Below are 18,421 nucleotides of genomic sequence, written 5' to 3'. Positions count from 1 at the left end.
GCGGCGGCGTACGCCGCCGCCCGAGAATTCACGTCGCGACGCCGCGCCTACAGCGCGTCACCGGTCAGACAGCTGTTCTCGCGCTATCAGAGGTCCTTGCCGACGGCTCTGTCGTGTCGCTCCCGCCGCTGGTTGCCGTCACACGGTACGCCTCGTACGCGCCGAGGCGGATCGCGTGGAGACCACCGACCGTAGCGAGAGGGATCACGTAGTAGGAGAGGTCACCGTCGATGATGAAGAAGTCGTCGATCTCATCCGGGTCGTACGGCTTCCTCTCACGTCGCCCCTTGGACAGATAGACCTTCCAACCGCTCCCTTCGCGTGTCCGCGTGGTCTTGACCTGAACTCGGCGCACGGCTTCCTCCCTACGAACGAGCAGGTCGTAACGGCAGGGCTCCAGGGGCCAGGAGACCTCGAGGCCGCACAGCATGAACCAGGCGGCTGCCATCATCGAGCCGGCCCGGTCGAGATGGACAATGTCGGGACGGAGGTCTGTTGCCGACGCCGCGCATTGCTGCGTCAGATGGGTGACGTCAAGGCCCAGACGCGCGGCATGCCCCTTCAACGTTGCGGTGGCTGAGCCGCCGTGCAGTCCCAGGACGCTGACTACGTCGGTCCACGTCTCGCTGCTCGCTACCGCCGCTTGGAGGGCGCTCTCCGTCCACCGGCGTTGCCCGGTGAAGTGGTCGTAGTCGAGACCCAAACGGTCAGCGTGCGAACGAACTGATCTGATCGCGGACGCCGAGCTCGCCGCGAGCCCAAGTTCGCGCAGCACTCCTCGCCAAGACGTCGAGGCACTCGTCGCGTCGACGAGTTGCTGATCCGTGTACCTCCGCTCACTTGTCACAAGCGGACGGTATGGCGGACCTCCGACACGCCTAACCTCGGATGACGGGGAAGCTCGCGCCACCCCTCGCACGCACCACTGCCTGCTCGGCCGGCCGGGCCAGACCCGGACGCTGGATGTCAGCGGCGGCTGGCAGGATGCCTCGAACAGATTTTCGATTACGAAGAAGCGAAGGATGCGACGATGGTCAGAAGTGCGCGCCCCAGTCCGCCGCCGCGAGCCGTCCGGGAGGAGGCAAGGCTCAACCGTATGCTGGAGGGCATGGAGCACTTCCCCGGCGACAGCGCGGAGTTGCGCAAGGCCAGGGGCGCCTTCTTCACTCCGCCCGCGATCGCAGAGCATCTGGCCGGTTGGGCCATTCGCGACGATCCAGAGGCGCTCGTGCTCGATCCCACCTGCGGCGACGGCGTCTTCCTCATGGCTGCCGGCCAGCAGCTCAAGGCATTGGGGCAGCAAACGAGTGACCTTGACAGCCAGGTGTTCGGAATCGACCTACACGAGGCGTCGCTTCGCGAAGCCGATCGACTCCTCGAGGAAGAAGGGCTTGACGCCCATCTGATCGCTTCAGACTTCTTCGCAGTGCCCACGCCCGACCAGCTTGGAGCACAACTTGACTACGTCGACGCGGTGATCGGGAACCCACCGTTCGTCCGCTATCAGCAGCACGCCGGCGCCTCACGCCACCTCTCGTCCAGCGCCGCCCTTCGGCAGGGCGTACATCTTAACGGCCTCGCATCTTCCTGGGCTGCGAGCCTCGCGCACGCCTCGGGCTTTCTCAAGCCAGACGGACGACTCGCGATGGTATTGCCCGCCGAGCTCCTGACGGTTGGATACGCAGAGCCGATCCGACGCTGGTTGAAGGCGCGCTTCGAGCGCGTCAACTTAGTACTCTTCGAGCGCCTCCAATTTCGAGACGCCCTGGCGGACGTAGTGCTGCTTCTTGCCGAGGGGCGAGGCGGATGTGACGCCTTCTCGCTCTGGCACGTGGAGTCCGCCGAGGACCTCGCTCAGATCCGTCCGTACATGCAGCTGAACGTGACACCCCCTGAGACGGGCAAGTGGACCGACATCTTGATTCCGAAAACCGCGCGCGGCCTGTATCGCGAGGTGACGTCTGAGCACTTCACGACCCTCAGCACATACGGGTCCTCCTCTCTCGGGACGGTCACGGGCGGCAACTCGTTCTTTGCATTGAACGAGACGACCAGACTTCACTACGGACTCGAGCCGTTTCAGCTCGCGCGCATCAGCCCTCCAGGCACACGACACCTGCGCGGCTCCGCCTTCACCACGCAGCAGTGGCACGCCCTGCGCGAAGCCGGTGAGCGAGTTTGGTTGTTTCGCCCTGCTCCTGACGACAGCAGCGCAGCGCGCGTTGCGTACGCGGCTCACGGTGAGTCTCTCGGCGTTGATCAGGCGTACAAGTGCCAGATCCGCACACCGTGGTGGCGCCCTCCGCTCGCACCGATCCCCGACCTGTTCTTCACATACATGAGCCATAACTACCCCCGGCTCATCGCTAACACGGCTAGGACCGGCTTCCTCAACTCCATGCACGGCGTCACCCTTAAGGACGACGTACCGAAGGAGGCCTTGTCCGCGCTCCCGTTCATGTGCTTGAACTCGGTGACCATGCTCGGCGCCGAGGTGAACGGACGCTCCTACGGGGGAGGCATTCTGAAAATGGAGCCTCGCGAAGCCGCCCTGCTGCCGTTGCCGAGCCCCAGCATCATGGTGCGCGCCTGGCAGGAGCTCAAGCCGGTCAAGCCGAACTTGGACCGCAAACTGAAAAGCGGCTCCTGGGCCGAAGTGTCCAAGAGAGTCGATGCTGCGGTGCTCGGCGCAGCATGTGGACTCGGCGACGACGAGATCGCGCAACTGCGCAGCGCGGCGAGACACTTGCGGGAACGGCGTTTGCGTCGGGCAGAATGACTCCATGCCGCCCTCGTCCAAGCCCGAAGACCAGCAGCGCGTCGAGAGGCTCGTCGGCATACCCGGCGAACGACTGCTCGACTTGAAAGCCCACATCGAAGATCATGACGTGACTCGGTTCGAGAAGATTGAGACCGAGTTCCTTGGGCTTTTGTGGAGTATCGACACATATCGGATCGAACAAGTGATCCCTCGCGCGCCGGCCAGTGTCAAGGCCGCTGGCTACTCGGCCGCGCAGCTCGCTGGCGGAATCTACCGCAAGAAGGGCAACTTCTTCTCTGAGGTTCTTACCGCCATTCTCAGCAATAAAACCGGAAGCCCACTTGCGCCTCGCACTCAGGTGAAGGGCTTCTCCCAACTCCACCAGATCGACATTGCGTGGCCCGCCCCCGCCAAGGGCGTCGCGACCGAGCCGATCGTCTGCTGTGAAGCTAAACTCACTGGGGCGCCGGCGTTCGGCGACACACCCGCGAGAAGCGTGCGATCAGACTGGACCAATCGACGCAAGGAACTGAAATTCCAGGCCACCGACCTCAAGCTTTATAGGCAGCGCAACACGCCTGAGATCCGACACTGGGACCACTGGCGACAGAAGGCGGCCCCCAAGGTCTACGCGATCTGGGCCGGTCGACTCGAGACGCCCAAGGAACTCGACTACATGGTGCGCCAGGCCCGCGAACTAACCGAGACTTACCTCGACCGCGTTGGCGTCTACGGGTTCATTGCCAATAGCGCCGGCAACGGCTATGTACCGGCGACCGACGCCACCAAAGTCGCGGAGCGAGTGACCAGCCTCGACTCTGTTCTTGACCTTATCGCCGCGGAAATCGCTGAGAGCCTCGAGAACGGGGAGAAGCAGGCGGAGCAACACGGCGAGTAACGGGTCGACGACACGCGTGCACAACCAGTCTCGCGATTGGGCGCCCAACGCAATTGAGCGATGAACACGGCCTTTTAAGCGCTGCTGCGACATGGCCGCGCGCCCTGCAACGAGCTACCTTCCCCCATTCTCGCGTCCGCTAGACGGTACGAACGTCAGACCGACATGATCAGGAGCTCTTGCGCGCGCAGCGCGTAGGCCCGTGCCATTAGCGAAGATCCTCGACCACCGTAAGCACTGAGCCCGCCAACCCGCGATCGACAATCTTGTCTACTGCCGTCTGCCAGAGCCCATCGCCTCGGAGACAGGCCCACTGCGGTCTCAAGCGGCGATTATGCAAATGCTCGCCGCAAGTCGGCGACCCACGCCTCAGTGGCCTCCCGATGCGCTTCTACCCAAAGCGTGCTAAGCGCCCATAAGACTAGCGGCCGCCCGTAATGTTCGCCCAACACGTTGACCCAATCATGGGAGTCGAGCCCTTCAAGTGTGTCGAGAACACGCGACAGGTCCTCGATGGGGCTGCCCAACCTATCGGCTAGAGCGGACCGTGAATCCCCCACGGATCTGAACAACGCATCGGGATCGCGCTCCGTAGGCAGACAAATAGCTCGCCAGCGTCCCCGCTTATCACCAGGAATCCCCGCCCTTTGATCACCGTCGAAGACATAGGAGAACCGAACGTCGGGTTTCGGAGGACGCGGAAGGTGTTCGTGCAATGAGCGAAGAAACCCGTGGCCATTACCCCAAACTACCGTTGTCGATCTGTTTAGACCCGCGCCGCACACCTTCAAGATCGAATTCGTCAGCGCAGCCGCAGACTCGTCCTCACAGAAAATCACGTGGCGAACCGACTCTGGCGAAAGCACGCTGGTCGCGACGGTTGGGTCTCCGTCAGCACGTTCCGCGATGACGGCGCCATCGTGGTCTACTCGCAACAATACAAATGCATCCTCACGGATCGCGTGCCTTATTGTTTCTTCCGAATGGGTAGTCATGACGATGCGCCACTTGCGCTTTATGGCGACGCTCACGAGTCGATGCAGGAGACTTGACGCTCCTACGGGAGGCAGGTACGCATCGGGCTCGTCCAATAGAATAGTGAGGTCTTCCCGATGCCGATGCTGCTCCAGGATCCAAAAGAGGAGATGCACGGAGTACTCGCCCAATCCCATCTCAAGACTGGAGTATTCACGTGCGCGGTACTGGACTAGAAAGTAGGGAAAGAGTGGCTGATCCCCCGACCAACGAAACTGGTCGGCAACAAGGTTGTCGTCTGGCTCGATCTCGAGCCCGAACCATTCGATTTTCTCGTAGTCCCGACCTACGACCCGTTTGACGTCGTCGGCTCGTTCAAGATCGGGGCCTAGCGGTCCGAACTCATCGGCCATCTCGGCAAGGTCGTCGCGCGTTCGCAATACACTCATCGCCTGCTCGACCAGCTGGTGTACGTTCAATAGCAAAGAACTCGACTCGAAGTCCCTGTGGATCGCCCGCAACAGTCGAGATTTCCCAGAGCCGTTTCGTCCACCGACGACGACGCAGGGCGCGGCCAGGTCAATCGTCGCCCCGGGTTCAAATTCGAATGGTTGGGCCGGGCTCCCTGCGTGAGCCTTGCGAGCGTTCGTCCACGCTTCCTCTTCGGCGACGCGTCGCATCACATCGTCCATTCCGACGTGTGATCGCCCCAGTCAGCGAGCTTTATAAAATCGAAGATTGCGGATTGCGCTCGCTCTCTGCCTAGAGTGTGGAGCTCCCTTGCAACCAATTCTGACTGTCGGAGGCTCCGGGTACCGAACCTCAGCATCGAGAACAGATGAACGGCGAGATCTCGTGCGAGCACGGATGAGACATCGGTTACCCGGTAGGATGCGCGGTCGTCGTAAACCGCGATCACCCCCTCCAATCCGTCGGGCGAGACCACTTCGCCCTTCCTGAATCTCGCGCGCGCCCTCTCAAAGTCGTTTAGAAGGGTGTCTGGCAGTGGTCCGGTCGCTGGAATCGCCCAGCAACAGTACGTCAGCCACGTCTGAAGGGTCCCCTTGTTGAAACGGACGCGTTCGTCGACGCGTCGGATTTGGTGGTGCAGTGCTCTCCCGGAACTGAGCACTGCGTCGATTGTACCTGTCGAAAACGTGCTAGTGCGATAGAAGCGCTCCACCACATCGTTGTTTATGTGCTCACGCAAGGTTCCAATTTCGAGCGACACGCACGTTCTGGAGATGATGTCGTCGTATGCAAGCCGCCCGTTCGAAAACCCGATGCTCTCTCGTCGAAGCAACCCGATGTTGGCGAGCTCCGAAACGAGGTCCTTGACCTGGTCGCGAGCCCGCCCGTGCAGCGCGTTACGCTTCTCTGGAGGGGTCAGATTGTACGATTGGTTTAGCCGAAAGAACAGTTCATTCGGCTCTTGTGGCCGAAATTCGGTAAGGGTGATGACTTGAATCGAAAATCGTTCAATACCACGGCGAACTGGGTCAGGCAGTTCGCTGAATCGTTTTCCATCAAGGCCTGCTATCAGGTCGCTAGCAGGCTCGAGCCTGCCGTCTACTGCAAACTCGTCGCAGAAGAACTCCTTCAAGGCTACCAATCGTTGCTGTCCATCGAGAACAACTTCCCTGCCGTCACTGTCGATGACAATGTGAACTGCGGGGATGAACCACTTTCTCAGGACAGTATCAATGAGTCGCTGCTTCCTGCGCTTATCCCAGATTTCACCTCGCTGAAAGTCTGGTTGCAGGTCGAGTTCATCAGCTTTAATCCAGGACACGATCGTCGCGAGGTCCGGCTCCGACTTGCTGATCTTCATCCTGCTGCTCCTGCGAGGTCTGCGATCGATGCACCCAGCGGGTGCCGCGTGTCTTTCCAGGCGTGCGTCGGCCAGCGCAATGTGGAATCTTGCACTGAGGCTCATCCTCGCCGACACGCTACCGACTTAGACCGAGTTTATATGGAGCCGTGCGCGGAACCGGATTGACACTCCGCCTTGCGCCGCAGGGAGATTGCCGTCGGCAAGACTGCGGAGTCTCCGCTTCGGCGCGGAGACCTGTCATGCGAATGCGCTCATGCAACACGAGGCTGATCCCCATCTCGTGGAAATCAGCCTGGCAACGCGATGTCCGTCGGGCTGACAGGATTTGAACCTGCGACCCCCTGACCCCCAGTCAGGTGCGCTACCAAGCTGCGCCACAGCCCGTGGCTGGATCACTGAGCCGGTTCCGAGCGGTCCGGACCCCGTGAAGCCTCGGATACTCTACCCCATCCGCGCGTCGTCGAGCGCACCGTTTGCCCCGGTCGCGGCTGTGCGGTCGGTCTCGCCGCCGGACTCCAGCACGGCATCACGCTCCCCCGTCGGCAGGTGCGCACGCCACGCGCACGCGACGATCACCAGGCACGTCGCGCCGATGACGAGTCCGCCGAGGAACATCTGCGCGTACGTCCACCGCACCGACAGCGCGGCGAGCGCCACGGGCACGCAGAACCCCACGTACGTCAGCGAGTAGTACACGGCGGTCAGGCCCGCGAGGTCGACGGGCGTCGCGATGCGCTGCACCTCGCTGAGACCGGCAACCAACGCGAGCCCGTACCCGGCGCCCAGCACCATCGCGGCGACGAGCGCCGTCGGGAGGTCGAGCCGCGCGCTGGCGAGCGCGCCGACGCCCATGCCGACGACGACGATCGACATCGCCACGACCGAGGCCCGCGCGCTGCGCCGCGTGTCGATGAGCCGGCCGAGCACCTGGATCCCGACCCCGCATCCGAGCCCCAGCACCGTCATGAGCCCGGAGAGCGCGATGGGTGTGCCGCCCGCACGGTCGGACACGAGCCCGGGCAGCAACGCGTACGCGCTGCCCGCGCAACCGAACACCCACGGCGCCACAGGCACGACGACGCGCAGGAACCGCCGGTGCGCGACCGCCGGGACACGGAGGTCGTCGAGCAGCCGCCCGCGCCCCGCGCCGTCGACCCTTGCCGCAGCTGGTCGGCGCGTCTCGGGGACGCCGAGCACCCACGCGCCGGCCACGGCCGCGAGCGCCCCGTGCAGCAGGTACGCCATGTGCGTGGGCCAGGGCGCCCACTGGGCGAGCACGGCCGCGACGCCGGCGCCGACGAGGAACCCGAGCGTGAGGGCGAGGCCCGCGCGTCGGGCGCCGGTCCCGCCGTCGGGCACGCCGGACGCGCGCGCTGCGGCGTCGCTGAGCTCCTTGACCCACGTGGTGCCGACGACCATGACGAGGCCGAGCGCCACCCCGCACAGCACGCGCCCGGTAGCGAGCAGCGCGGCGGACGACTCCCCCGCGGCGAGCACGAGCGAGCCGAGGAGCGAGACGGGTGCCGCGGGCAGGAGGAGCGGACGGCGCCCGTACCGGTCGGACAGCGGGCCGCCGAGCAGCAGTGCGGGCACGATGCCGAGCACGTACGCGGCGAGGAGCGCGTCGACGGTCACGGCCGAGAAGTCGCCCACCTCCCGGTACATGACGAGCAGCGGCGTGAACTCGTTGCCTCCCCACGCGACGGCGAACATCGTCAGGGCGACGGGCAACCACGCCCGGTGCCCGACGCGCGGAGCGTCCTGGGTCTGCTGGCTCACCTCGGTCACGACGGCGGTCGGGCGGCTCACAGGCCGACCCGCGCGTCGTCGAGGTGGCGGTGGAGGCGGCGCAGGTAGGTGCGGGTGTCGCGCAGCTCGAGGGCGTCGACGAGTCCCCGGTGGCCGTCGACGAACGTCGTGGCGCGCCCCGGGTCCCACCGGACGCTGTGCGCGATCATGCGCTGCTGGCGCTCCCGCAGGGTCGCGTGGAACCCGGTGAGCAGGCCGTTGCCGCCCGCGGCGACGATCTCGGCGTGAAAGCGCGCGTCGAGGGTCGCGTACTCGGCGACGTTCCCGTCGGCGACGGCGGCCTCCTGCGCGGTGACGAGGTCGCGCAGCAGCGCGACGAGGGTGGCGAGCTCGGTGTCGGACAGGCGCACGACCGCCTGCGCGGCATGCGCCTCGACGAGGAGCCGGGCGTCGAGGACGTCGTCCGCCTCCCCCGGCGCGACCGGCACCACGAGCGCCCCGCGCTTCGGGTACAGGCGCAGCAGCCCCTCGGTCTCGAGGCGCAAGAACGCCTCGCGCACGGGCGTGCGGCTCACGCCGAGCTGCTCGGCGATCTCGCCCTCGCTCGTCATCGACCCGCCGGGCAGGCTCCCGTCGAGAAGAAGCCGCTTCACGTGGCGGTAGGCCTGCTCCGTGGCAGATCCGCTGGTGGTGCGAGGCATAGATACATCATGCATCTTAGCTGTGCGCGAGATCGACCTCACCCGTATCCGAGATCGCATGACGCGCGCCACAGTGCTGGAGCGCCTGGCCCCCCATCGCACTCGACGTCACCCGGACATGACCCGGCCGCTCCACGCTTCGACGATGGAGCGTCGATCACAGGACGGGCTGGAAGAGCTTCCGGACGGTTCGCTGCGCACGCCCGACGGCACCGTGTACCGCCGCACTCCCCAGCGCGTCACGCGCCGCATCGGGCGCGAGCTCATCGACGACGGTGCGGCCGTGGTGACGAACCTCTATCCCGACGGGTTCAGCTACCTCGTCGGCGAGGCAGCGTCACACGCGTGGAACGGGATCGAGCCGCAGCTCGTGACAGGCCGCCGCCCGCCCGTTCGCGACACCCAGTGGATCGGCCACGTGTGGCGGACGGACGACGGCCGCCCGCTCCTGCGCTTCGAGGGCGAGCACTAGGAGCGGAGCGGGGGCCCATCGCGCCCGCAGCGCGAGGGTCCCTCGGGACACCCGGCCCGGCTTGAACGGGCAGCCACCCTCACCGACTGCGGGCTGGACGCGCCCTTACCCGGGTAGACGCGCCTTGAGCGGGCTCGTGCCCGAACCTACCCGGCCCGGCGGTCTTAGTCAGGCAGATACCCGGTCGCTCCTCGAAGCGACGCCGCGTGCTCGAGCTCTCGCGGCGGAATTCGGGAGGGGTCGAGCCGAGGCCGTGAACGTCCTGGCGTCACGGCCGCGCGCCCGTGTGAGCCCGATAGCGTCCCGACGTCGGACCGACCGAGCGAAGGAGCCCCCATGAAGGCCGACCACTACGACAACTTCGCGGCCCGCTACGACGCCGAGAACGCGTCGAGCCTGTTCAACGCCCACTACGAGCGGCCGGCCATGATCGAGCTCGCCGGCGACGTCCGGGGCCGGCGCATCCTCGACGCCGGCTGCGGCTCGGGCCCGCTCACGGCGGCGCTGCGCGACCGGGGTGCCGTCATGACCGGGTTCGACGGCAGCCCCGCGATGGTCGAGCTCGCGCGCCGCAGGCTCGGTGAGGACGTGCCGTTGCACGTCGCCGACCTCGCACAGCCGCTGCCGTTCGCGGACGGTGCGTTCGACGACGTCGTCGCCTCGCTCGTCCTGCACTACCTCGAGGACTGGACGGCACCGCTGCGCGAGCTTCGCCGCGTTCTGGCGCCAGGCGGTCGGCTCATCATGTCGGTCAACCACCCCACCGTGAGCGTCATCATCCACCTGGACGAGGACTACTTCGCCACGCGGCAGTACTCCGACGAGTTCGTGTTCGACGGATCGCCAGGCGTCCTGACGATGTGGCACCGGCCGCTGCACGCGATGGTCGACGCCTTCACGGCCACCGGCTTCGCCATCGAAGCCCTGAGCGAGCCGCCGCCCTCACCGCAGACTCCGCCCGAGCTGCTCACGCCGCGCATCGCCAGCGGTGAGCGCACGGCCTTCTTGAGCTTCATCTTCTTCGTCCTCCGGAGCACGACCGACGGCTGACTCGCGCGTGCACGGGGGACCTCCAGCCCGGGTCTTGGGCTGAGCGCCTCACCCCGTGCCGGGAAGCAGGGCCGACCACGTGCCGGCGGCCACGGCCGCGGCGCCCTCGGCGTCCCGGGCGTCGCACAGCCGGATGAGCTCGTCGTGCCGTGCGATCGACTCCTGAGCGTCGGGCGCGGCGAAGCGCAGTCGCTCGGCGCGGCGGAGCAGGGGCGTGTACTGCTCGAGCACGTCGGCGACGGCCCGGTTCCCGGCCACCTTGACCGGGACGCCGTGCAGGTCGTCGTCCGCGGCGACGGCGGCGTCGACGTCACCGGCCTCGACCGCGGCGGCGAATCGGCGGGCGGCGTCGCGCATCGCGTCGAGGTCGGCGTCGGACAGGAGCGGCACGGCCTTGCCGACGGCCAACCGGTGCATCGCGGCGACGACGTCGCGCGCCTCACGGAGCGCGCGAGGGTCGAGTTCGCTCACCACGGTCGACCGGCCGGGTCGCGCGATGACGAGCCCGCTGCCTGCGAGGCGCAGCAGCGCCTCGCGCACCGGTGTTCGGCTGACGCCGAGCCATGCCGCGAGCTCGCCGTCGCGCAGCTGCTCACCGGGCTCCAACGTGCCGTCGATGATCGCGTCGCGCAGGCGTCCGTAGACGCCGTCCCGCAGGAGCGTGCGACCGGTGGCGGGTGCATGGGTGGGGATGGGCACGCCCCCATTGTGTGACAGCACTGCCGTGATTCATCGGACCGACATGCAATATATTGCATGCAGACGTGGTTGACGTGAGCGTGCCGGGATGGTCCCGGCCAACGCACGAAGGGAAGCACGGACATGAGCACCTCCACGACGAAGCAGACCATCGTCCTCGTTCACGGCGCGTTCGCGGACTCGTCGAGCTGGAACGGGTCGATCGCCGATCTCCAGGCGGCCGGCCACCGCATCCTCGCGGTCGCCAACCCGCTCCGCGGCATCGAGCACGACGCCGCGTACCTGCGCAGCGTCCTCGCCGGCATCGACGGACCTGTCGTGATCGCCGGTCACTCCTACGGCGGTTCCGTCATGTCGGTCGCGGCCGACGGCAACCCCGACGTCACCGCCCTCGTCTACGTCGCGAGCTTCCTGCCCGAGATCGGCGAGAGCACCGGCGAGCTGGCGGCGAAGTTTCCGGGCGCCCAGCTCGGTGCGGCGCTCACCCCGATTTCGGCGCCGGCCCCCGGCGGGGGCACGGGTGACGACCTGTACATCCGCCCGGAGGAGTTCCGCGCCGTGTTCGCCGCGGACGTCCCCGCCGAGACCGCAGCCCTCATGGCGGCCACGCAGCGTCCCATCCTCCAGCAGGCGCTCGCCGACCCGCTGACGGCGGCGGCCTGGAGGTCGATCCCGTCGTGGAGCCTCGTCGCGCGGCAAGACCTGGCGATCCCCCTCGAGTCCGAGCGGTTCATGGCCGAGCGCGCCGGGGCCACGACCGTCGAGGTCGACGCCTCGCACGCCGTCACCGTCTCCCGGCCGGACGCCGTCGCGGAGATCGTCCTGGACGCCGCCCGGACCACGGCACGCTGACCCGACCTCGCCCACGACGCGATCATCGAGCGGGTGCGTCCCGCGGAACGGAGAAAGTCATGCACGACACCTGCACCGCGTACGACCCCACTTCCCTGCCCAGAGCGGTCGTCGCCTACCTGGACGCCCGCGACGAGAACCGCCATGACGACGCGACAGCGGTCTTCGCGCCGGACGCCACGGTCCTCGACGACGGCGGGACGTACTCGGGCACGGACGAGATCCGCGCCTGGGTCGCCCGGACCTCCACCGAGTACACCTACACGAGCACCCGCATCGGGCAGGACGCCGCGGACGACTCCCGCGCCGTCGTGCTCGTCCGCCTGGACGGGGACTTCCCCGGCGGCACCGTGACCCTGCGCTACCAGTTCGAGCTCCGGGACGGGCTCGTCAGACGGCTCGCCATCAAGGTCTGACGGCTCGACGAACCTCGGCCGAGGCCCGTCTGCCACACCGGCCCGCTCGGCCCCTCCGGGCCGGGCGGGCTTCTCGCTGTCCGACGGCGGGCTACCGAGGCCGGCGCCGTGGGCGGTGTGGCTCCGTCAGGCCTCGGGTCCGCTGCTGGACGCCCTCAGCGCGCCGTCGAGCCGCCTGACCAGCTCACCGAGCCGGCCTCCCCCGGCGGAAGGTGCCGGGTAGCGGCGCAGCACGTCGACCACGGTCGCCGTGGCGTCCGACCTGGCCCGGTCGACCGCCGCCTCCCCCGCGCCACGGTCGCCGCCGGCGTCGAGCTCGGCCGCGAGCGCCGCGTGTGCTGCCGAGCCGAGGATGTGCTTGACCTGAGTCGCCTTGGCGAGTGGGTGGAGGAACGCCGCACCGGCCGCGTGGCTCGCGGCCCGCGCCGCATGCTCGGCCGCAGTCGTCGGTGCCTCGCTCGCCGCCTTGAGCGCGGCGAACGCGACGGTACGGAGGTTCTTCGTGCGCGGGCCACCGTCGGCGAACGCCGTCGCGGCGGCGATCGCCTCGCGTGCTCGGGCGTCGCCGGGTGTGTCGCGCTCGTACAGCGGCAGCGCCCGTGCTGCACACCGTGCGGCGAACACGGTGACGGCGCGGATCTCGTCCAGGGTGAGGTCGATCGACACGTCCTGGCTGGTCACGCACCCTCCAGAGGGTCGATCGGTCGCCCACATGCTGCTACTGTCGCGGCTGACAACGCTATCAACCTCGACGGTGAGGTACGCGCGGACGACGACGTCCGACCGCCCACGCGTAGCGCCACCAGGAAACCAGGTGCCTCGATGACGCCGCATCGCTTCCGCAGAACGCTGACCGCCCTCGTCACGGCGGTCGCCGTGCTGGTCGGCGGTGGTGCCACCGCCGCCACCGCGCCCACCACGATCGAGGCCTCAGCCGACGACGACGGCTGGTTCACGAGCTGGGCGCAGTCGCAGCAGCGCGTGTCGGGCAAGAACTTCGACAACCAGTCGATGCGCATGGTGACGCGGCTCACGCAGGGCGGTGACGCGGTGCGGATCCGCCTGCAGAACCAGTACGGGACGCGGCCCCTGATCATCGACCAGACGTCGCTCGCGGTGAGCGCGGGTGGCCCGGCGATCGTGGACGGCACGAGCCGCGTGCTGACGTTCGACGGCGCGGAGACCGTGACGATCCCCGTCGGCGGCGAGGTGTGGAGCGACCCGACGAGCATCGAGACCACGGCGCAGCAGGAGCTCGCCGTGACGTTCTTCCTCGCACGGCCGACGGTCGCGAGCCTGCACGACCGCGCGGGCCGCAACAACTACGGCGCCGCCGTCGGCTCAGGCAACCGCAACGGCGAGGTCTCGGGGGCGTCGTTCACCGAGAACCTGCCGTGGACGTACTTCGTCAGCGCGGTCGACGTCTACAACACTGACCTCGCCGGGACGATCGTCGCGTACGGGAGCTCGGTCGTCGACGGCGTCGGCAGCGAGAACTGCGGCCCGGGCTGCGACGCGTTCGGCCAGGACCGGCGCTGGACGGACGAGCTCGCGCGCCGCGTCGTCGCCGAGCTCCCCGCGTCGCAGCAGGTCGCCGTCGTCAACGAGGGCATCAGCGGCACCACGAGCGCACCGGCGTGCGGCAGCGGCGGCCTCGACGGCGTCTCGCGGCTCGACCGCGACGTCCTCGCACTGAGCGGTGTGACGGGCGTGATCTTCTACTACGGCACCAACGACCTGGCGAACGGGTGCTCGGACGCCGCGATCCTCGCGAGCTACCGGCTGATCTTCGAACGTCTCCGCGACGCGGGCATCAAGGTCTTCGTCACGCCCATCACGGCCCGCCCTGGGTACACGGCCCTCCAGAACGAGTACCGGGCGTCCGTCAACGCGTTCGTCCGCGAGGGCGGCGACTGCAGCGGGACGTGCGACGGCGTGCTGGACTTCGACGCGGTCCTGCGCGATCCGGCGAACCCGAACTCGATCCTCCCGGCGTACGACACGGGCGACGGCGTCCACGCGAACGTCGCCGGCCAGAAGGCGATCGCCGACTCGATTCCGCTCGAGATGCTCGCCGCCGCGGGCGCGCCCGTGATCACGTCCGGCGCACCGAGCGGGACCGTCGTCGGCGAGCCGTACTCCTTCACCCTCACGGCGTCCGGGTACCCGGCGCCGACGTTCGCCGTCACACGCGGAACCCTGCCGCCCGGCCTGACGCTGAACACGACGACGGGAGAGATCAGCGGCACCGCGACGACGGCCCTCGCCTACCGCTTCACGGTGACGGCGAGCAACGGCGTGGGCACAGACGCCTCGGCGGCATACACGATCTACGTCAGCCCGGCCTGGGACACCCCTGCGACCACCACACAGGTCGAGCCGCGGTGCCTCGCCGGCCGCCCCTACCTCGCGGTCCGCGTGACGAACGACGAGGACGTCCCGCTCGACCTCGAGGTCGCCACGGCCTACGGGACCAAGACCATCGCGGGCGTCGCGCCGGGGTCGAACGCCTACCAGTCGTTCCCCGCGCGCGACGGTCTCACCGCCGGCACGGTGACGGTCACGGCGCACGACGACGACCGCGAGGGCTCGGAGGCCGTCGACCACCCGGCGCTCACCTGCTGACGACTCACGGCGTCCCCGCCGGCCCGGTACCGGCCGGCGGGACGCTGTGACGCAGCGGCACGTGCACCCGCCACACGGCGCGGTAGCCGCGATATCCACGCAGCACCCAGAACCCGCAGTGCGCGACCGCGACGACCACCCCGATGCCGACCGCCCAACCGACCGAACCGGTCGCCGCCCGGACGACGCTGCCGCACAGCGTCCCGACGAGCACCGACTCCACGACGAGGATGAGCAGCATCGAGCTCGCGAGCGCCTGCGTCCGGTCGCGTGACGCGAACGGGTAGTAGGTGCGCGCCGCGCCGGCCTCGTCGTCGGCCGGAGACATGACGAGGTACCGCTCGACGCCTGGGTCGAGGTCCACGTACGCGCCGCGCAGCCGGTTCATCGCCAGCACGTACGCAAGGTCCTCGTGGGCGGTGTTGAGCACGCGCAGCTGCGTCATGGCGCCGAGGACGGAGAGGACGAGCAGGACGCCGATCGCCACACCGGCGAACCAGCCGCGGAACCCGGTGGCGTTACCGAGCACGCCGAGGCTGAAGACCCCGGCGGAGACGAGCGTGAGGAAGATCGCGATGCGGGTGAGCACCTCGCTCTGCGTCGTCGAGCGCGAGGCCAGCAGGCTCCAGTGCTCGGTCGCGAGGATCTGCGTGCGCAGCGCACGCTGCGCGTCCGTCAGACGCGGGACGTCGTCGCCTCCGGGCGAGGCGGACCCAGCCGTCGCCATACGGGCATTGTCCACCCGGCGTGCGGGCGCGCTCGGGCGGGCAGCGCCAGGGCGCGTCCGGCGAGAACGGTCGTCACGTCCCGTCGGCGAGCCGCAGCGGCCGCTCGAGGATCGCGCCGAGCCGCTCGACCTCCGCCGCGAGCGCCTCGGTCCCCGCTCGCGCGGCCGGAGCGCCGTCGAACCACGACACCGCGACCTCGCCTTCCGACACGGTCCACGTCCCTGCGACGACTCCCCCGACCACGGCGAGGTTCGACCCGCCGCTGACGACGCGCCGGTGCGCGGGCGGCACGACGTGCAGGTCCGCCGTCCCGGTGCCGAGCACCCACTGGTCGTGGCCGGGCAGGAGCCGCACGGACGTCGTCGGCTCGGTCACGGCGAGGTCGTCGACGTGCTCGCGCAGCACGGTCGCGGGCTCGCCGTCGACGTCCACCTCGGCGAGACGGTCGGCGAGCTCGTCCCACCAGCGCCGGACGCGCGCGCGGCCGGCGCCGAGGCCCTCGCCGAGCCAGTAGTGCGCCTGGGCCGACGTGACCGGCCCGTACGTGCCGACGTAGTGCAGCAGCGCATGGTGCCCGGCGGCGTCGAGGTCGTGCCACGGTCGCCAGCGCGGGTTCGAGTCAAGGCGTTGGAACGTCGGCTCCTGGCCGCGGGGCGGGCCGAAGCTCATGTCTCCCTGCCACACGAACGGCTTGAGGAACGTGTGGGACGGGTCGGCGAACGCGTCGCGCAGGTGGGCGTACGCAGGGTCCTGCGCGAGGGCGTCGCCGAGCTCGGCGCGGGACAGCGGGCCGTCAGCCAAGGCGTCACGAACCGCCACGCGCAGACGCGGCCAGTCGGCCGGGTCGACGCGGTAGTAGTCGCGCCAGGTCGAGCGCTCCCACATCCTCCCCGCAGCTCGCAGGGCGAGGTACGCACCGCCGTCCTCGGGCGTCACGAGATGGGTCGCGCCCCGGAACGCGTAGACGGCGAGCAGCTCGCCGTCCGCGAGCGCCCGGGCGACCTCGCCGGGCTGCGACGCTGACTGCCGCAGCCGGATCGCGAGCTCGGGCTCGGCCGCGGCGGGCACGGCGCCGAGCCGTCGCACGACGCCGTCGACCGGCTCGTCGCCGACCGGGTCGAGGAGCTGTCGTCGTCGTCGCCACGTGAGGGCCTGGGGCCACGTCACCCGCATGGCCGCACGCTACCGGCGCGGGTGGCCCCGCGTCAGTCCCAGACGAGGGAGAGCACGCGGTGCCCGGGCGGGGCGGGTGGCGCGTCGGCGAACGCGTCCTCGTCGTAGACGTAGCCGTCGATCACCCCGTCGGCCTGCAGCTCGTCGACGTCGAGCCGCGCGGCGACGTCGTCAGGATCGAGCGACGTGCAGATCGCGACGGCCTCGGCCGCCACCCAGTCCACGCCGTCCTCGAACGTCTCCTCGTGGAGCTGGACGCGCACCCACGAGACGGCGGGGTCGTCGTCGAGGGTGCCGAGCCGTCGGGCGATCTCGGCGAGCGGTGGCCGTCCCTCGCCCCACTGGTTGGGGGCGAGCGACTCCTCGTCGGCGTTGTCGTCGAAGAACTCGCTGAGCGTCAGGAGGGGGATGGACTTCCCTGCCGCGACGTACCGGCCGAGGACGTCGTCTCTGCGGATCATGCGAGGACGCTAGCGGCTCCGCTCGGCTGTGACGAGGGCGTGCGCGACGAGCCCGTCGTGCTTACACGGGTGAAACGCGGGTGAAACAGGTTGCTGTGAGCATCCGTCTCGGCAGGGGGCGTCGCCCGCGACCCGGGCCCCCGCACGTCTCCGCCGCCCGAGGAAGGAACCGCTCCCCCATGACCCACGCACCCACGCGCCGTCGCGCACGACGACGCGCCGCGCTCGCCGGCGGTCTCGCGCTCGCCGCGAGCCTGCTGGCCGCCCCGGTGGCCCACGCCGCGCCCACCGTCGTCTCGCTGGACGTGACCGCGCCGGCAACGGTCGAGGCCGGTGACCCGGTCGAGGTCACCGTCGCCGTCACCGGCGCCGCCGACCTGTACGCGTACGACCTCGCGGTCGCCTACGACCCCGACCTCGTGTCCTACGCGGCCGACAGCGCCGTCACACCCGACGGCGGGTTCTCCCACGTCACGGACGACGGCGCGGGCACGGTCGCCGTCGCGCACACGCGCCTCGGCTCGTCGCCCGGCCTCGCGGGTGACGTGGCCCTCGCGACGCTGACCTTCACCGCCGTCGCCGCGGGCGACGCGGCGTTCGCGGTCCCGGCCGTGACGCTCGTCGGCACCGACACGGCCACGGCGGACCTCACCGATGCGGGCACCGCTACGACGACGATCACCGCCGCGTCCGTGCCGACGGACGAGCCGACCGACACGCCCACCGACCCGGGCACGAGCGTCCCCGACGACGACGGCTCGCCCGACCCGACGCCGACCTCCACGGTGGGCTCCGGCAGCGGTACGAGCGGGTCGGGCGGCTCGGGGGGACCGCTCGCCTCGACCGGCGCGAGCGTCGCCGCGATCGTCGCGGCCGCGCTGCTCGCCGTCGCCGCGGGCGTCGGTGTCCTGGTCGCGCGCCGGCGGGCGGTGGCGTCCCGATGAGCCGGACCACGCACCCCGCACCCGAGCCCGCAGGCGGCGCCACGTCGCCCGCCCCGGCCCCCAGCTCCCGGAAGGACGGCGCC

At 69.0% G+C, this 18,421-nt stretch carries 18 protein-coding genes and 1 tRNA gene; 8 read left to right on the top strand and 11 right to left on the bottom strand.

The window, feature by feature from the left end:
- Positions 1 to 64 precede the first annotated feature (64 nt).
- Entirely contained in the window at positions 65 to 703 is a 639-nt protein-coding gene (locus ACFTZA_RS04550; RefSeq protein ID WP_378191240.1) for a group I intron-associated PD-(D/E)XK endonuclease, read from the bottom strand.
- A 405-nt stretch (positions 704 to 1,108) separates the two neighbouring features.
- Between ACFTZA_RS04550 and ACFTZA_RS04545 the strand changes: the two genes are divergently transcribed.
- On the top strand, positions 1,109 to 2,779 hold the full coding sequence (locus tag ACFTZA_RS04545; protein ID WP_378191238.1) for an N-6 DNA methylase: 1,671 nt from the start codon (positions 1,109 to 1,111) through the stop codon (positions 2,777 to 2,779).
- A gap of 4 nt (positions 2,780 to 2,783) precedes the next feature.
- A complete protein-coding gene (locus tag ACFTZA_RS04540; RefSeq protein WP_378191236.1) occupies positions 2,784 to 3,659 on the top strand; it encodes a hypothetical protein in 876 nt (291 codons plus the stop codon).
- Between the two features lie 332 nt (positions 3,660 to 3,991).
- Here the strand turns inward: ACFTZA_RS04540 and ACFTZA_RS04535 are convergent, their stop codons facing one another.
- From ACFTZA_RS04535 to ACFTZA_RS04515, 5 genes are all read right to left on the bottom strand, one after another.
- Positions 3,992 to 5,326, bottom strand: a complete 1,335-nt coding sequence (locus tag ACFTZA_RS04535) for a hypothetical protein (RefSeq protein WP_378191233.1) — start codon at positions 5,324 to 5,326, stop codon at positions 3,992 to 3,994.
- Positions 5,314 to 6,465, bottom strand: coding sequence for a DUF262 domain-containing protein (locus ACFTZA_RS04530; RefSeq protein ID WP_378191231.1), 1,152 nt, complete (start codon positions 6,463 to 6,465; stop codon positions 5,314 to 5,316). The genes ACFTZA_RS04535 and ACFTZA_RS04530 overlap by 13 nt, the downstream gene beginning before the upstream one ends.
- A 313-nt stretch (positions 6,466 to 6,778) precedes the next feature.
- A tRNA-Pro gene (locus tag ACFTZA_RS04525) sits at positions 6,779 to 6,852 on the bottom strand.
- Positions 6,853 to 6,909: 57 nt separating this feature from the next.
- On the bottom strand, positions 6,910 to 8,277 hold the full coding sequence (locus ACFTZA_RS04520; protein ID WP_378191229.1) for an MFS transporter: 1,368 nt from the start codon (positions 8,275 to 8,277) through the stop codon (positions 6,910 to 6,912).
- Positions 8,274 to 8,918 carry a GntR family transcriptional regulator gene (locus tag ACFTZA_RS04515; RefSeq protein ID WP_378191226.1) on the bottom strand — a complete coding sequence of 215 codons (645 nt, stop codon included), beginning with the start codon at positions 8,916 to 8,918 and terminating at the stop codon, positions 8,274 to 8,276. The genes ACFTZA_RS04520 and ACFTZA_RS04515 overlap by 4 nt, the downstream gene beginning before the upstream one ends.
- Before the next feature lie 145 nt (positions 8,919 to 9,063).
- Here ACFTZA_RS04515 and ACFTZA_RS04510 point away from each other — a divergent pair, with 145 nt between their 5' ends.
- Together ACFTZA_RS04510 and ACFTZA_RS04505 are read left to right on the top strand one after the other, a co-directional pair.
- A complete protein-coding gene (locus ACFTZA_RS04510) occupies positions 9,064 to 9,390 on the top strand; it encodes a hypothetical protein (RefSeq protein WP_378191224.1) in 327 nt (108 codons plus the stop codon).
- A 336-nt stretch (positions 9,391 to 9,726) separates the two neighbouring features.
- Positions 9,727 to 10,440: a class I SAM-dependent methyltransferase gene (locus tag ACFTZA_RS04505; protein WP_378191222.1), complete on the top strand. Its 714-nt coding sequence runs from the start codon at positions 9,727 to 9,729 to the stop codon at positions 10,438 to 10,440.
- Between the two features lie 48 nt (positions 10,441 to 10,488).
- Here the strand turns inward: ACFTZA_RS04505 and ACFTZA_RS04500 are convergent, their stop codons facing one another.
- Positions 10,489 to 11,139, bottom strand: a complete 651-nt coding sequence (locus tag ACFTZA_RS04500; RefSeq protein WP_378191219.1) for a GntR family transcriptional regulator — start codon at positions 11,137 to 11,139, stop codon at positions 10,489 to 10,491.
- Between the two features lie 123 nt (positions 11,140 to 11,262).
- On the opposite strand from ACFTZA_RS04500, the gene ACFTZA_RS04495 reads away from it, so the two are divergent.
- Positions 11,263 to 11,991, top strand: coding sequence for an alpha/beta fold hydrolase (locus tag ACFTZA_RS04495; protein ID WP_378191217.1), 729 nt, complete (start codon positions 11,263 to 11,265; stop codon positions 11,989 to 11,991).
- Positions 11,992 to 12,050: 59 nt separating this feature from the next.
- Positions 12,051 to 12,407 carry a nuclear transport factor 2 family protein gene (locus ACFTZA_RS04490; protein WP_378191216.1) on the top strand — a complete coding sequence of 119 codons (357 nt, stop codon included), beginning with the start codon at positions 12,051 to 12,053 and terminating at the stop codon, positions 12,405 to 12,407.
- 126 nt (positions 12,408 to 12,533) lie between these two features.
- Here ACFTZA_RS04490 and ACFTZA_RS04485 read toward each other — a convergent pair whose 3' ends face one another.
- Positions 12,534 to 13,088 carry a putative immunity protein gene (locus ACFTZA_RS04485; protein ID WP_378191214.1) on the bottom strand — a complete coding sequence of 185 codons (555 nt, stop codon included), beginning with the start codon at positions 13,086 to 13,088 and terminating at the stop codon, positions 12,534 to 12,536.
- A gap of 141 nt (positions 13,089 to 13,229) precedes the next feature.
- On the opposite strand from ACFTZA_RS04485, the gene ACFTZA_RS04480 reads away from it, so the two are divergent.
- Positions 13,230 to 15,032: a GDSL-type esterase/lipase family protein gene (locus ACFTZA_RS04480; protein WP_378191212.1), complete on the top strand. Its 1,803-nt coding sequence runs from the start codon at positions 13,230 to 13,232 to the stop codon at positions 15,030 to 15,032.
- A gap of 4 nt (positions 15,033 to 15,036) precedes the next feature.
- On the opposite strand, the gene ACFTZA_RS04475 is transcribed toward ACFTZA_RS04480, so the two are convergent.
- The 3 genes from ACFTZA_RS04475 to ACFTZA_RS04465 form a co-directional block, all read right to left on the bottom strand.
- Positions 15,037 to 15,759 carry a hypothetical protein gene (locus ACFTZA_RS04475; RefSeq protein WP_378191210.1) on the bottom strand — a complete coding sequence of 241 codons (723 nt, stop codon included), beginning with the start codon at positions 15,757 to 15,759 and terminating at the stop codon, positions 15,037 to 15,039.
- A 73-nt stretch (positions 15,760 to 15,832) separates the two neighbouring features.
- Positions 15,833 to 16,933 (bottom strand): DNA glycosylase AlkZ-like family protein, encoded by a 1,101-nt coding sequence (locus tag ACFTZA_RS04470; protein ID WP_378191207.1) that lies wholly within the window; start codon positions 16,931 to 16,933, stop codon positions 15,833 to 15,835.
- Between the two features lie 32 nt (positions 16,934 to 16,965).
- A complete protein-coding gene (locus ACFTZA_RS04465) occupies positions 16,966 to 17,394 on the bottom strand; it encodes a hypothetical protein (protein WP_378191205.1) in 429 nt (142 codons plus the stop codon).
- Positions 17,395 to 17,573: 179 nt separating this feature from the next.
- Here ACFTZA_RS04465 and ACFTZA_RS04460 point away from each other — a divergent pair, with 179 nt between their 5' ends.
- On the top strand, positions 17,574 to 18,338 hold the full coding sequence (locus ACFTZA_RS04460; protein WP_378191202.1) for a cohesin domain-containing protein: 765 nt from the start codon (positions 17,574 to 17,576) through the stop codon (positions 18,336 to 18,338).
- The last annotated feature ends 83 nt before the right edge of the window (positions 18,339 to 18,421 follow it).

The organism is Cellulosimicrobium sp. NPDC057127, from assembly GCF_042670945.1.
Classification (GTDB): Bacteria; Actinomycetota; Actinomycetes; order Actinomycetales; family Cellulomonadaceae; genus Cellulosimicrobium.
The sequence above is the reverse complement of the archived record's forward strand: the minus strand, read 5'-3'. Positions and strand labels throughout refer to the sequence as shown.